Raw genomic sequence first — 14,183 nt, forward strand, 5'->3', positions numbered from 1 at the left:
TATATTAAATTGCTGTATAAAAATGCTACAATTTAACCCAAAGACAGGTTTTATCGCAGCTGAGTAGCGGTATCTATAGCTTGTACACAGAGTTATCCACAGAAATTGTGGAAAAGAACGCAGGTGTTTGATTGGTAAATTTTCTCGCTGAAGTGAGCAGAAAAAAATCAAAAGGTAGCTTTTCAACTCCGCTGATGGGGATGGCACTGTTGAAAACACAACTGAATAGCCAACGCTGATTCTATACCGATGACGGTGTTGGATTTTGACCGTAACTCCTAAAAGGCATTGAGTGTTTACGCATGAAAATTAATGATTTCAATCCGGTTAAAACCGGGTTACTAAAAGGCGTAAACCTGATCGAAGCCAGCGCCGGAACGGGGAAAACCTATGCCATAGCGATGCTGGTGTTGCGGTTTGTGGTCGAGCAGGATATTGCAATTGATAAATTGCTTGTGGTCACCTTTACCAAGGCGGCCACCGAAGAACTTAAAGACCGAGTGCGTTCCCGATTGGCCGAAGCCAGACGGGCTTTGGACGGTTCCGTTCGACAAGCCCATTCGACAGGCTTAGGACAGGCTCAGGACGGGAAGATTGAAAATATCGACCGCAATATTACCGAATGGCTGGATAGTCTGGATATAGCGCCGGAACTGATTAAGCTGCGCCTGACTACGGCCTTGTTGGATATAGATCAGGCCGGAATATTCACCATCCACGGTTTTTGTCAGCGCGTCTTACGGGAGCATGCGCTGGAGAGCGGGCAATTATTCGATGCCGAATTAACCGGCGATTTGGCGGAGATAAAACAGGCTTGTGCGGACGATTTCTGGCGTAAGCAGGTTTACCAGCGTTCGGCCTGGGAAGTTGCGGTACTAACAGCGGACTTTAATACTCCTGATGCGCTGCTTGTCAGTGTCGCCGCATTTCCCGGCAACGGCTTGGCAACCCATGCCCAACTTAGCGTTTATCCTGATTGCGAGAGCCTGGATGCCGCGTTAAAAGAGTTACAACGGCAGGCGGACTTGGCGAAAGATCAGCTGGATAAATGTGCAACCGTTTTGCGCAATAGTTTCGCCGATGACAAGTTCAAGGTCGGCTATACCGATACATTCGACTATTACTATGATTCGCTAAGTGCATGGCTGCACGGCGCTACCACACAGATTCCCGATGCCGAGGCCTTTGCGTTATTGACCGGAAACGGCTTGACCGATGCGCTGAACGGCAACAAATTCAGGACCAATAAGACCCAGTCCGGCGATCAGCGCAAAGCCGACTATCTGGCCGAATTAGCCGTAGATACCTCAGCTTTCGATGCGCTGGCGGTGGCGTTCAAACAAATCGCTTTGGTATTTCGTAAAACCCTGCTGGACAGCTTGCGCGAGGAGCTGGATAAACGTTTGCAGCAACTTAATGTGCTGTCTTTCGATGATTTAATCAGCCGTCTGGCTGAAGCCTTGCAAAGCGACAAAGGCGAATTGCTGACGGCTGAATTGCAACAGCGTTTTGAAGTCGCGCTGATCGATGAATTCCAGGATACGGATGACAGCCAGTGGCATATTTTTTCTTCATTATTTGCCGCTCCCAGCCAATATTTATATTTAATCGGCGACCCCAAGCAGGCGATCTACAAGTTTCGCGGCGCCGATATATATTCGTATCTGGATGCGCAAAAACACGCCGAGCATCAATTCACCTTAGGCCATAACTGGCGCTCACATCCGCATCTGGTCAAAGCGGTGAATGCATTGTTCCAAAGAGACAAGGCGTTTTTTCTGGACGGCCTCGAGTTTATCAACGTTGAGCCCGGCTTGTCGGCAGATAACGGCGAGTTGCATTATGAAGGGCGGGCGGCGATGCCGATGGTGCTGTGGCAGCTGCCGGAAAGCGACAGCAAAACGGGATACTGGACGGCGGGCAAGGCGGCCGATGAAATCAGGATAGCCGTTGTTAATGAAGTCGTCGAATTGTTGACCGACGGTTACAGGCTGCAACCTATGAACCGGATCTTGCTGCCCAAAGACATTGCGATACTGGTAAGAACCAATACCCAGGCCAGGGACTATCAGGCGGCATTGCGGCTTGCGGGCGTACCTTCCGTGCTCAACAGCACGGAGTCGGTTTTTGCCTCTCAGGAAGCGGCAGACTTATACCGCCTGTTACAGGCCGTAGCCTACCCCGGCGATAGCGGCCTGCTCAAACAGGCATTGACGCTGGACTGGTTTGGCCTAGATGGACAGACGCTGTACCAACTGATCAATAACGAGATCGAGCTGGATGTCTGGGTGTCGAGTTTCTTAAGCTATTTTCAGGACTGGCAGCAGAGCGGTTTGATGGCGATGATGCAGCATTTGCTGGCCCAGGAAAACATCAGGGCCAATGTCTCGAAAACGCTGATGGCGGAAAGACAACTGACTAACCTGCATCATCTGATCGAGCTGGTGCAACAGGCCGCTGTCGATGAACATCTCGGCATTAACAAAACCCTGGATTGGCTGCGTAGCGCGATTGCCAAAGCGGGCGGCGCGGAAGACCAGCAGTTGCGTCTTGAAAGCGACGATGACGCGGTCAAAATCGTCACCATGCACCGCTCAAAAGGACTGGAATATTCAATCGTATTTTGCCCTTATCTCTGGCAACGTAGCGACCGGTTGCACAGCGAACGGTTGTTGATCAGGTGCCATGAAAACGGCCAAACAGTCGTCGATTTGGGCTCGGAGGATTTCGAGCGTCGTCGCGAACTGGCCTTAAAGGAAGAACTGGCCGAAGATTTGCGGGTGTTTTACGTGGCGGTTACCCGTGCCAAGTATCGCTGTTATATTGCCTGGGCGGATGTGCGCTCGCAAGATAAACCGAACGATTCGGCGATGGCTTGGCTGCTTGAATTTGCGGAGGCGGATTTTTCCGGGCAACAGGCAAAGCTGAAAGCCTTTCAGGATCAAGCCGATTACCGGCTGCTGGAGGTGCCGGGCGACATAACAGGCAGTTACCAAAAAAACGTCTCAGATAGCCGGTTGCAGGCAAAAAAGCGCAAAAGGTCGCTGTATACGAACTGGCAGATGAGCAGTTATACGGCCTTGTCGGCATTAAGCCTGAGCGATGCGCCGGAGCTGCCGGAAGACAAGGCGAGAGAACAGGCGCTGACCGTGAGGATCGAGCCCGGCGCTGCAACACCGGAATTACCCAGAGGCGCGCATGTCGGGAATGTCGTACACGATTTGCTGGAAAACAATGCGTTCATCGATCTTGCCCAGCGTAAGGATATTTCCGTGCAACGGGACAAGGCTTGCCAGCGTTACGGCCTGAAACTGGAACGGCCCCAAATGCTGGACGAGCTGTTGCAAGCCGCGGTGACAACGTCGCTGTCCGAGGCGAATCCCGATTTTTGCCTGATGAATCTTGAAGAAAAGCTGTGTTTAAAGGAAATGCCGTTTTATTTGTCGATGCAAACGATGGACGCGGCCCAGATCAACCGGATCTTGCGCGATACCCCGGCTTTTCAGCCGTTGACGGCCAAGCAGATGTGCGGTTATCTGACCGGGTTTATCGATCTGGTCTGCGCGTTTCCAGGTTCCACGCTCCAGTATTATGTGATGGACTATAAAACCAACGGCCTGCCGGATTATAGCTCCGGCAGCTTAACTGATGCGATGCGCGAACATAATTACGGCCTGCAATACTGGATTTACACGGTCGTGCTGCACCGTTATCTGCAAACACGCTTACCGAATTATGATTATGAAACCCATTTCGGCGGCGTGCGCTATTTGTTCGTGCGCGGCATGCAACCGGATCAGCCTATGAGCGGCGTTTATCAAGACAAGCCTGATTTTGAGCGGGTTGAAGCCTTGGCGGCATTGTTTGGAGGAGAGCTGTGATAGACGATGACAGATCATTTAGTCGCCTGGATGCCGCTTTTGCCCGATTCCTTAGCCAGCGCACAAGCTTCGACCCCCAACAAAAACAGGCTTTCGAAACTATCGTGATGACGGCGTCTTACGAGCAAAACCAGGGCCACAGTTGTATCCGAATAGACGATAACGCACGGGCATTGCTGCTCGCTTCCGGGCTTGCAGAGACGGCTGCCGCCGGGCAAGCCGGTCCGCAGCCGCTGGTTATCGAGCAGGACCGCCTGTACCTGCACCGTTACTGGCATTACGAAAACCGGCTGGCGGTGCAGATCAAGGCGATGGCTCAAACCGGGCATTCTGTTGAAAAACTGGACGCGATGCTGGACCGTTATTTCGATGCGCTTGATCAAAACAAGGACCAGCGCGGGGCGGCAAAAATGGCCGCCTCGCAATCATTCAGCATCATTACCGGCGGACCGGGAACCGGCAAAACCTTTACCGTCGTTAAAATTCTGGCGTTGTTGCAGGAGCTGGCGGAACAGCCGCTGCATATTGCCCTGGCTGCGCCGACCGGAAAGGCCGCGATGCGTCTTCAGGAATCGATCGGCTTCAGCAAAGCGAAGCTGCCGTGTTCGGAGGCGATAAAAAATCATATCCCGGAAACGGTAACCACCCTGCATCGCCTGCTCGGCGCCATGCCGCCGTCGCCGTATTTCCGGCATGACGCCGATAAGCCGCTGGTCTACGATCTGGTCGTGGTTGACGAAGCATCGATGGTCGATCTGGCCTTGATGAGCAAGCTGCTCGACGCGTTAAAACCCGGAGCACGCTTGATCTTGTTGGGCGACAAGGATCAGCTGGCATCGGTCGAATCCGGCGCGGTGCTGGCCGATTTGGCTATAGCCGAGGCCTTGCAAGACAACGTTTATACCTTAACGAAATCGCACCGTTTCGGCGGCGCGATAAAAGAGCTGGCCGAGGCGGTCAACCGTCAGCAGGATGAACTCGCCTGGCAAATTTTAAGCGACGGAAACGACGCGGCGGTGCAATGTCTCGATGAAGACTTAATCGATTACGTCGCGGGGCAGCAAGCGGAGTATTTGCAGTTGATTAAGGCCAAGGCCGGATTCGAGCAGATTTATCAGGCATTCAGCCGTTTCCAGGTGCTGTGTTCCAACCGGCAGGGAAAAAACAGCGTGGCCGACATCAATTACCGGGTCGAACAAAAACTGGCCGAGCAACAGCGGATCGATTTGTCCGGTTTGTGGTATCCGGGGCGGCCGGTCATGGTCAGCCAAAACAACCCGGCGCTGCATCTTTATAACGGCGATATTGGCATTTGTATGCCGGACAATGTTGCAACAGGAAAATTGATGGTGTTTTTCCAGCGCGCCGACGGCAGCGTCAAAAAATACCTGCCCGCCCGCGTACCGCATTGCGAGACCGTTTTTGCGATGACGATACATAAAAGCCAGGGATCCGAGTTCGAGGAAGCGTTGATCGTCCTGCCCGATGCGGTCAACCCGGTGTTGACCAAGGAATTGCTGTACACCGCAATCACCCGGGCAAAGAAAACCATCAAACTGGTCGCCGATCAGGCGGTATTTGCCGCGACAGTCAGGCAGAAAATCCAGAGAACTACAGGCTTGGCCGATAAATTCAAAGTCTGAAATATAGGCTTAGCGTATCAGCAGGCCAGCGGAAAATGCGTATGAATGGTTTATTACAGATAAAGCCATGCGTCATGGAACTGGAACCATGCTCCGTTTGGCGGGCATTCAAGATCCCGTTCACCCCTTCGACAGGTTCAGGGCGAACGGGATCTTGAATGCTCAACTGCGTTTTTAGACTCAATCAGGTTTTAAACAAACCAACCAGCGTCTTCAATTGCTGCAAATCCTCGCCGGTTGCAGTCCGCCCGTAACGCAACCTGATAAATACCGCAGTGATCCGGTCTATGGCTTCCGCCCGCTCAGGCAATGTTATTTTCGCCCTTTCGGCGAAGTCTTTAGCCCCTTCGCCGGGATTTTTGACCAGCCCGTGTTTGGCGAGTTTGTTACAAAACCGGTTATAGATCAGCAAAACTTTGTCGGCGGTTTTCGGTTTTTGGTACAGCAGAAACCAGCAAAGCACGGCGGTGATCGATCCTATGACGGCGATCATCCAGTAAATCATGGCTTTGAGGTCATTAATGCCGAACGACGATAGGAAGCCGGACTGGCTTTTGTTGTCGTAATTGATGACCCAGCGTTGCCAGTTGTAATCGACGCTAGTCCACAGCTGACGGGTATGTTTCAGCCAGTTGTAAGCAGGCAGCGGCAGGTATTTGTCGGCTGTTGCGATACCGTAGGCGGTTTGCCGGGTTACATTAATCTCCGGTTCGATTCTTTCCGGCGCAATCGCGGCTGTCGGGTCGACCCGGACCCAGCCCCGGTTCTCCAGCCAGACTTCGGCCCAGGCATGGGCGTCGGCTTGTCTTATTTCCAGAAAACCGCCGACGGGGTTCAGCTCGCCGCCCTGATAGCCGGTAACGACGCGCGCCGGAATATGGGCGACGCGCATTAAATAAACGAAGGCGGACGCGTAATGGCTGCAAAATCCGTAACGGGTTTTAAATAAAAAGCTTTCAATCGGGTTTTCTTCGATCACCGGCGGGGTCAAGGTGTAATGGAAATCTTCAGCCCTGAAATGGTTCAGCAGCTGTTTTATAAAGTCGTCTGGAGGGCTGTCAAAGCCGTGCAAGCGGCTGACCAGCTGCTTGATCCTGTCCGAGGGGGCGCCGGGCAACTGCGTTGCGGCTCTATATTCGCCAGGGTTGATCGGACCGGTGTTGTAGTCGGTATAGGACGTCACTTGATATTCGGCGCGCTTGCCGGGGCTGTCTGACGTAATGAGCCGGTAGTCGGCATTCTGAATTAACGGCGGGGAAAAGCCTTTGGGCATATCCAGCGCAAAAATCCAGTTTTTATCCTGCGGCTCCATCAGCATCGTATATTGATAAGGTGCGCCGGTAACGGCTGGATTTTTAAGAGGTTTTAGGAAAGCCGTCGGGGTCCAGCGCTTGCCGTCGGTATAAGAAAGAACCGGGCCGCGCCAATAGCGTTGCCCCGGAGGCGGAATTGCGCCTGCGAATTTTACCCGGAACACCAGTTCGTAAGATTTGACCAGATTGCTGATCGAGCCGGGTTCCATAGTATCGCTCAAGCCTGACCGGGTTTGCCGGGGCTCGTTAAACAGCATCCATCTTGGCGCTTCAAGGCGGGGAAATAAAATAAACAGGGCCACCGCAATCGGTATCGCCTGGAGCGTGATAACCAGCGCTGTTTTTAATGACGCCGGCGTTTGCGCCTTGCAGCTGTTAATCGTGACCAGAGCCGCCAACAGCAGGCAGCAGACCAGCAGGATATAAGCCGCCATCAGTATGCTTTGCTCATATAAAAACTGCGAGGCCGCGACGATAAAAGCCAGATAGCTGATCAGGTAAAGATCGCGCTCTTTTCTAATCTCCAGTAATTTCAGTCCCAGCGCGGTAATAAACAAATTGGTGCCTGCATCGCGCCCGAATATGCCTTGATGCAGGCTATACAGCAGGGCGATTCCGCAGGCGACCAGCAAAAAAATAACCGCTGTTCCGGGCAGCAGGTTTGGCTTCCAGACCCCGGCAAGCCGCCAAGCCAGCAGCAGGCAAAAAAAGCCGAAAACGGCGGTCGGGATATGGTAAACATGCGGAAAAACGATCAGCCCGATTGCGGATAGCAAAAAGATTAAAACGTTTTTGTCGAGTTCCGTTTTCATCATCATCGAAACAGCGCCAGCGCTTCCAGACATTTTCGATAGTGCGCCGGGCCGTTATCGGGCGGCAGTTTTAATCCCGGCAAAGAAAAGCCGTAACTGATTCCGGCCTGCTCCGCATCGACTACCCAGCGGCACAGTTGGCTTAAGCGTTGTTCAACATCATGTCCGGGCGCCAGCTCGTAATCCAACCGGATTTGGGCCGAATCTTCGCCGCCGTATTGTTTGCTGAACGCGCCCAAGCCTTTGGCAAACGCTTTCCAGTGTATGTGCTTGATCGGGTCGCCGGGCTGGTATTGCTGCAAGCCGTAAAAGTCATCGCCGCTTTTGCGGCTGAATCCCTGCCGGTCTTGCGCCGACGGCGTTACCGGAAAAGGGATTTCAAGATGGGCCGGTTTTGGATAAACCAAGGCCTTGAGATTAAAACGGATCGGCGACCAAGTGCGGAACAAGCCTAGCGGAAACGTGCTGGAGACGGTGACCGTTCCCGCTTCGTGCCAGCCTCTTTGCCGGGTTATCGAATAAAGCGTGATATGCGCCGTGCTTTGCGGTTGCATTGTCAGGCTTTGACTGTCTTGCAGTTTAATATGTATCTGGCGGCGTTCCATATCGCCAGGGTTGTTGATATGGATCTCGAAGCCGGCGGCTTCTCCGGCAAACACGGCTTTACTCCGGCCTTTTTGCACAATCAGACCGGATAGTGATTTGTAGCTGTGCAGGATGGTGACGAAAAAAACGCTCGCCAGTAAGAAAGCCAGCATATAGGCCAGGTTATTGTTATAGACAAAGGCAATCAGCAACAGCAGGGCAATCAGTAACACAAAACCCAAACCCCGTTGCGTCGGCAGAATAAAGATGCGCCGGTGGTTTAAGGTGACAGGCTCGTCAACGGCTTTTTCGCCGGAAATAAACCGGCTGAGCCGGAAGCGTTCTTTCAGGTTCAAAGGACTGCGACGTTAGCCAGGATCGGCGCGACGATGGCTTCCGAATCGGTATTGCCCGCCCGCAGCCGATGCCCTGCGACGGCCGCCAGCACGGCTTGCAGGTCCTCCGGGATAACCGCATCGCGCCGGTCCATAAACGCCCAGGCTTTAGCCGCTGTCAGTAGCGCCAGCCCGGCTCTGGGCGACAAGCCGCAGTGATACTCGGACGACTTGCGGGTGAAACCAATGATGGCTTGGCAGTAATCAAGCAGGGCGGTCGACGCATGGACTTGGCTAACCGCCTGTTGTATTTGTTGTAATTGTTCCGGTGGCAGCTGTACAGGGAGCGATTCGTACAGATTGCGCCGGCTTTGTCCGGCAAGCAATTGTCTTTCCGCCTGATGATCGGGATAGCCTAGTTCGATGCGCATTAAAAACCGATCCAGTTGCGACTCAGGTAACGGAAACGTGCCTATCTGGTGGGAGGGGTTTTGCGTGGCGATTACAAAAAAAGGTTCAGGCAGCGGATAGGTTTTTCCTTCCACCGTCACCTGATGCTCTTCCATCGCTTCCAGCAGAGCGCTTTGCGCCTTGGGCGTGGCGCGGTTAATCTCGTCGGCCAACACCATCTGGTTAAAAACCGGGCCGGGATGAAATTTGAATGTGTGATTCCTGGCATCGAATACCGAAGCGCCGATGATGTCGGCGGGAAGAATGTCGCTGGTGAACTGTATCCGTTGGTAGTTTAAACCCAGCAGTTTGGCGAGGGTGTGCGCCAGCGTGGTTTTGCCGACGCCGGGAATATCTTCTATCAGCAAATGGCCGCGCGCCAGCAGGCAGCAGACGCTAAGCCGAACCTGCCGGGGTTTGCCGAGTATGACCTGATTGGCTGAATCTAAAAGCTGATCGATTGCATTTTGCATGAGGGGTGATAGGATGCTTGGGTTATTAATGAAATTCGGTTTTATTATAGAGCAAGATTAAAGCTCCACTAAGGCCGGACACAAAGAGGGATTTGCGATGAAAGAATATGAAGAAGTGCGCCACAGTTTAATCGACATGCTGGAAGAACTTGACGATCGGTTGGCTAAAATCACCCACGATGTCAAAGAGCCTTTAGACAAGGACTTTGAAGAGCAGGCGGCCCAAGCCGAGAATGACGAAGTTCTGGATAGCTTGGGCAATGCGGCCAGAACGGAAATAGAAATGGTCAAGGAGGCGATCGCCAGAATAGATCAAGGCGGGTACGGATCATGCCAGGTTTGCGGCGAACCGATCAATAAGGAACGCTTAAGAATCGTGCCTTACACCACGATGTGCATCAAGTGCGCCAGTCAGGCGCGCCGCTAAGGAATAAAAAATTTGGATATGTGACGCCAAAAAGCGTGAACAATCGATAAATCGCAGGGCATAAATGGCGGCCGACCGGTCGCCGATTGCCTCTACATCGCTAAAACTAAAGGCTCCAACGCAGTTTTGTGCAAATCTTTTTGTTTAATAAGCCCGCCACCCTTATAATTCAGCAAAACTACCAAGTTTTTTTCAAGCACTATTTATTCCACTATAACCCGAGACCTGTTTAACAATGAAAACAAAAATCGCCCTATTTTTAGGACTGTTATTTATCACCAACGTAAGCTTTGCTGATTTAAAGATCGGCTTTGTCAATATCCCCGCCGTTCTTGAAAAAGCTCCTCAAGCCGAAAAAGCCAAAAAACGTCTGGAACAAGAATTTTCGCCGCGCGATAAGCAATTAGTCGCCCAGCAAAAAGAAATCCAAAGCATGGATGAAAAAATGACCCGTGATGCAGCCGTGATGAGCGAAAAAGAACGCGGCAACATGGAAAAAGATATTCTGAACAAAAAAAGAGATGCAAAAAGAGCTCAACAAGAATTCAGCGAAGATTTTAATGTTCGCCGCAATGAAGAATTGGGCAAATTGCAAAGCCGCATTGTTGAAGTTATCCGCGGCATAGCCAAAGAGCAAAGCTTTGACTTATTGCTGACCGACGGCGTTATTTATGCCAACGAACAGATCGATGTCACGGCTCAAGTTCAGCAAAAACTAGCAGCGATGCCGAATTAATCGCTTTTTGCCGCCAGTTTCTCAACGGCTGACGGTTTGTTAGATTTCATCGTAAAGGCGGTCAGCCGGTCGCTTTTACGATATGCATACAGCCTCTTTCCCCTGTAGTTCACAGTTTTTCCCGCAAAGCGTCGGCATCCTTGCAGTCGAAGTATTTTTGAATTCGCCTTACCCCCGGTTCAGCCGGCGAACTTGCCGTACTTTCGATATACGGAGGACCCAGAGGCTTTGCAGATAATTAGAGCCTGAGCCCTTATTGAGGGATAATAAGGACATTCTTCGTCCATTTAGGGTAAGGAAAATATATGAATATCCGTTTTTCAAATGAAATCATTACCAGCATTCTACAACAATCCCTTGTTTACACCTGCTCTTGTCCGGCGCAAGTTTGTAAAGCGATTAACGAGCAGCGCGCTTTATTTAATTATCAAAAACAATGCCTGAATTTGACTGACACGGATAAAGCCGTACATCAAGCCATTGCCGATACAGTCGAAAAGACGCATGCCCAGTTGGAACAATGCCTTGAAGATGTATTGCGTTTGGAGGGGTGGGATATGGATACCTATCAAATGCCGGAAACGATGCAGAAAAGGCTGATCAGTGAATTTGAAGATTCATTGAAGTAAGCAGCTATTCACCAAAAATTATTGGCGCTCAGCAAGACGGCATGAACAAGCAACAACTGATCGAGAAGCTATCAATGGAGCCCCATATCGAGGGCGGATATTTTGCCAGAACCTATCGTTCCGAGTTGAAAACCGGCATATCTTCCGATGCAAAACCGAGATGCTTGCTGTCCTCTATTTTTTACATGCTGACCGACGACAGTCCGATAGGCCATCTGCATAAAAACAAGTCGGACATTATTCATTATTTTCACGGCGGTTCCCCGTTGACCTATTTCATCATCCATCCTGACGGCAATCTTGAAAGGGCGGTGCTAGGCAGTGACCTTGATAAGGGACAGCAACTGCAATTAATTGTTCGAGGCGGTTGCTGGAAGGCAACCGAGTTAGAGACGGGCGAATTCGGCTTAATCAGCGAAGCGGTAGCGCCCGGATTTGAATATGAGGATATGGAATTGGCGGAACAACGGACCATAAAAAATCAATTTCCGCATTTATGGGGACGAATTTCAAAATATGTGAGGTAAGGTAGCCAAAAAACACGCAGATCAAGATTCGCTGTAGTATTCTGTCGGCTCAAATCACTACCCATTAAAGGATGTCCAGATGAGAAACAAAGCGATTTTATCCATTCTGTTTTTATTCGCCTCAAACTCAGTGTTGGCCGAAGAAAGTTTACTTGAAGGAGTGGCGAAACAAGTGGCTAAAGATACCGCCACAGCCGTAGCGCCGGACGCTGTTGAAAAGGCCAAGGCTGTAAACCAAACGTTGGAAAATGCCCGGAAATTAAAAGAGAGCGTAGAAAACGCCCCTGATACACTCAAAGATCAAGCGAAAAAAGAGCTCAAGGACGCGGTTAAGCAGAAAGTCGAGCAAGCGACCCCGGAAGAAGCAAAAAAAGCCGCCGAAGCGGTAAAATCCGCTCAAAAATTGAAAAAACAGGTTGAGAATGCGCCTAAGTCCACTAAGGCGATCGAGAAAAAAATCGAGAAAAAAGCTAAACAAAAAGCCGCTGAAAAGGCATTGGATCTGTTGCGTTAATCTGAAATATTAGCCGTGTAGATTGGATCGGCAGCTCAACTTACACGGCTCCCCAGCCCATGCATTATCCCCAATGCCGGGCATCTGGAGTGAAGGCTTCGCCCGCTAATGCAAGCAGAGCTTGCACTCCAGCCAACGCTCCTTCACACATAGGAACCTCGAAAAACCTCGCATTTCGACAAGCTCAATACGAACGGTTCTAAGAAAACCAACCTGTTCCGTTCGTGCTGAGCTTGTCGAAGCATGAACGGAACAGGTTTTTCTAGGTTCCACATAAAATAAATTTAACGGTCTTGGCGTCACTCCCAGTTATTTTTCCCTATCCGCTTTTGCCGGTTTATCAGATTTATTATCAGCGAACGCAGCCGTTGCAACAGCATTGCACAGCCTTTCCTCACCTGCGGTGCATAAAGTTTTGCCTTTTGCCGCAGCAGCCCGCTTAGCCTGAAAAGCATCGGGCCTGCGCGGTGGACAGCGTCCTGCAAGCGGTAAACCAGCGGTCGTAGCGCGGCCGCCGCAGCATCCTTATCGATAAACTTCACCTTCCGATCCTTGACCTTACCGTGCCGGTGCAGCCAGTGCAGCAGGCCGCTGACATAGAGAATAAACAGCCCGATGCCGGAAAGAAACCAGATAAACCGGCCAGTTGCGCCGAAAGCCTCGCCGGTGTGCATCGGCCATATCCAGGTCGCAAAAGTCTGGCCCGGACTAAACCCGGACGGGTCGCGCACCTCCTTGACCTGACCGCTCCATCTATCCACCCAGACCGTAGTGTAGGGATGCCGCTGGTTGATTTCGCTGCCTTGGCGCAAATTGATGCGATAAATTCCGCTGTCGCCGGCAGGCGTGGTGACCCGCCTGAGTTCGGCGCGGGGAAACGGGCCGCGTGCGACAAATTCCGCCGATTCCAGCTTGACCGGGTGATTGTTCGGAGTCGCCGTGCTGACGATGTCGCGCCCCGTTTCGCCGTGTTCCATGCCGGATGAGCCGGTCAGCGTTTCCAGTATCGAGGGATAACTCAGATTAAAGCCGGTGAATGCCAGCAACAATAAGACCGATGCGCTAAGCAGCCCGATCAGGCGGTGCAGGTCGAACGCAAGCCGTATCATGCCCGCATTGTGGCGGACCTTTATCGCCAGGGATGGTGTGTATGCCGCAAGCCTGCCGGGAACAGGCGCGGCGATCGCATCCCAAATTCCCCGGATACCCGGCCACCACAAATAAACGCCGGTAGCGACGGAAACCATCAGCAATAAGCCCAAAACGCCCACCGCATTCCAGCCGAAACTGTCAAGATTAAGTTGGGTGTGCAGGCCCAGCAGCCAGGTGGTCGCCGTTTGCCCCCAGAACCGGCTGGCGACGACCTCGGCGGTGTACGGGTTCACCGACACCATCAGCGGCGCGTACAGCTCGAAAAAGGTTTCTCTGGGCTTGTCGTACCAGGCGGTAATCATGCCGTGAGGCGATCTGGGCATTTCCAGCGTCCAGGAGCCGTAGCGTTCGGGATGTGCCGCCTGCACTGCGGCCATGATTTTATCCAGCGACTGGCGCTTGCCCGACGGCTGCTCGATAACCAGCTGCGGGTTCAACAGCTGGTCCAGATCTTCGCGGTAAACGCTAATGCTGCCGGTCAGCCCCATCAACGCAAAAAAGAAGCCGCCGATTAAAGCCAGATAAAGATGAACCTTAAGCCAGGTTGCCCGGTTGAGCAGGCGTTGGATGGGGAATTGCATAGCGTTGTCAGGTGATGGATAAAGCGATAATTATCCCATACGGGATTATGCGGTGTTTATTTTTGTCTGCGTGCCAGGCAAAACCGACAATATTCAAAGTGGCGGCGGTTCATTGTTTAAAGCGC

The 14,183-nt window shown here is 51.9% G+C and carries 11 protein-coding genes; 7 read left to right on the forward strand and 4 right to left on the reverse strand.

From position 1 onward, the window contains the following. Nucleotides 1–302: 302 nt before the first annotated feature. Both recB and recD read left to right on the forward strand, forming a co-directional pair. Nucleotides 303–3,881: an exodeoxyribonuclease V subunit beta gene (recB, locus tag V3O24_RS05305; protein WP_331306496.1), complete on the forward strand. Its 3,579-nt coding sequence runs from the start codon at nucleotides 303–305 to the stop codon at nucleotides 3,879–3,881. Next, nucleotides 3,878–5,524, forward strand: a complete 1,647-nt coding sequence (gene recD, locus V3O24_RS05310) for an exodeoxyribonuclease V subunit alpha (protein ID WP_331306497.1) — start codon at nucleotides 3,878–3,880, stop codon at nucleotides 5,522–5,524. The genes recB and recD overlap by 4 nt, the downstream gene beginning before the upstream one ends. A 184-nt stretch (nucleotides 5,525–5,708) precedes the next feature. Here the strand turns inward: recD and V3O24_RS05315 are convergent, their stop codons facing one another. Genes V3O24_RS05315 through V3O24_RS05325 form a run of 3 tightly spaced genes read right to left on the reverse strand, consistent with a single transcriptional unit; the run spans nucleotide 5,709 to nucleotide 9,492 of the window. After that, the gene (locus V3O24_RS05315; RefSeq protein WP_331306498.1) at nucleotides 5,709–7,682 is read right to left on the reverse strand and encodes a DUF3488 and transglutaminase-like domain-containing protein; all 1,974 of its coding nucleotides are present in this window, start codon (nucleotides 7,680–7,682) and stop codon (nucleotides 5,709–5,711) included. Continuing rightward, nucleotides 7,652–8,590: a DUF58 domain-containing protein gene (locus V3O24_RS05320; protein WP_331306499.1), complete on the reverse strand. Its 939-nt coding sequence runs from the start codon at nucleotides 8,588–8,590 to the stop codon at nucleotides 7,652–7,654. The genes V3O24_RS05315 and V3O24_RS05320 overlap by 31 nt, the downstream gene beginning before the upstream one ends. Continuing rightward, on the reverse strand, nucleotides 8,587–9,492 hold the full coding sequence (locus V3O24_RS05325; RefSeq protein WP_331306500.1) for a MoxR family ATPase: 906 nt from the start codon (nucleotides 9,490–9,492) through the stop codon (nucleotides 8,587–8,589). Before V3O24_RS05325 ends, V3O24_RS05320 begins: the two co-directional genes overlap by 4 nt. 97 nt (nucleotides 9,493–9,589) lie before the next feature. On the opposite strand from V3O24_RS05325, the gene V3O24_RS05330 reads away from it, so the two are divergent. From V3O24_RS05330 to V3O24_RS05350, 5 genes are all read left to right on the forward strand, one after another. Further along, a complete protein-coding gene (locus V3O24_RS05330; RefSeq protein WP_104425494.1) occupies nucleotides 9,590–9,919 on the forward strand; it encodes a TraR/DksA family transcriptional regulator in 330 nt (109 codons plus the stop codon). Between the two features lie 235 nt (nucleotides 9,920–10,154). After that, nucleotides 10,155–10,655, forward strand: coding sequence for an OmpH family outer membrane protein (locus V3O24_RS05335; RefSeq protein ID WP_104425495.1), 501 nt, complete (start codon nucleotides 10,155–10,157; stop codon nucleotides 10,653–10,655). A 305-nt stretch (nucleotides 10,656–10,960) separates the two neighbouring features. Further along, nucleotides 10,961–11,284 (forward strand): hypothetical protein, encoded by a 324-nt coding sequence (locus V3O24_RS05340; RefSeq protein WP_104425496.1) that lies wholly within the window; start codon nucleotides 10,961–10,963, stop codon nucleotides 11,282–11,284. Between the two features lie 41 nt (nucleotides 11,285–11,325). After that, nucleotides 11,326–11,811 (forward strand): cupin domain-containing protein, encoded by a 486-nt coding sequence (locus V3O24_RS05345; protein ID WP_331306501.1) that lies wholly within the window; start codon nucleotides 11,326–11,328, stop codon nucleotides 11,809–11,811. Nucleotides 11,812–11,941: 130 nt separating this feature from the next. After that, nucleotides 11,942–12,325: a hypothetical protein gene (locus V3O24_RS05350; protein ID WP_331306502.1), complete on the forward strand. Its 384-nt coding sequence runs from the start codon at nucleotides 11,942–11,944 to the stop codon at nucleotides 12,323–12,325. Between the two features lie 299 nt (nucleotides 12,326–12,624). On the opposite strand, the gene V3O24_RS05355 is transcribed toward V3O24_RS05350, so the two are convergent. Continuing rightward, the gene (locus tag V3O24_RS05355) at nucleotides 12,625–14,058 is read right to left on the reverse strand and encodes a PepSY-associated TM helix domain-containing protein (protein ID WP_331306503.1); all 1,434 of its coding nucleotides are present in this window, start codon (nucleotides 14,056–14,058) and stop codon (nucleotides 12,625–12,627) included. Between the last annotated feature and the right edge of the window lie 125 nt (nucleotides 14,059–14,183).

It is taken from the genome of Methylobacter sp. Wu8 (genome assembly GCF_036440755.1).
In the GTDB taxonomy this organism is placed as follows: Bacteria; Pseudomonadota; Gammaproteobacteria; order Methylococcales; family Methylomonadaceae; genus Methylobacter_A; species Methylobacter_A tundripaludum_A.

What these genes read in the sequence shown, in the direction of transcription:
- recB (WP_331306496.1), top strand. Translation starts at nt 303, where the DNA reads ATGAAAATTAATGATTTCAATCCGGTTAAAACCGGGTTACTAAAAGGC.
- V3O24_RS05315 (WP_331306498.1), bottom strand. Translation starts at nt 7,682, where the DNA reads ATGTCTGGAAGCGCTGGCGCTGTTTCGATGATGATGAAAACGGAACTC.
- V3O24_RS05325 (WP_331306500.1), bottom strand. Translation starts at nt 9,492, where the DNA reads ATGCAAAATGCAATCGATCAGCTTTTAGATTCAGCCAATCAGGTCATA.
- V3O24_RS05330 (WP_104425494.1), top strand. Translation starts at nt 9,590, where the DNA reads ATGAAAGAATATGAAGAAGTGCGCCACAGTTTAATCGACATGCTGGAA.
- V3O24_RS05335 (WP_104425495.1), top strand. Translation starts at nt 10,155, where the DNA reads ATGAAAACAAAAATCGCCCTATTTTTAGGACTGTTATTTATCACCAAC.
- V3O24_RS05340 (WP_104425496.1), top strand. Translation starts at nt 10,961, where the DNA reads ATGAATATCCGTTTTTCAAATGAAATCATTACCAGCATTCTACAACAA.
- V3O24_RS05345 (WP_331306501.1), top strand. Translation starts at nt 11,326, where the DNA reads ATGAACAAGCAACAACTGATCGAGAAGCTATCAATGGAGCCCCATATC.
- V3O24_RS05355 (WP_331306503.1), bottom strand. Translation starts at nt 14,058, where the DNA reads ATGCAATTCCCCATCCAACGCCTGCTCAACCGGGCAACCTGGCTTAAG.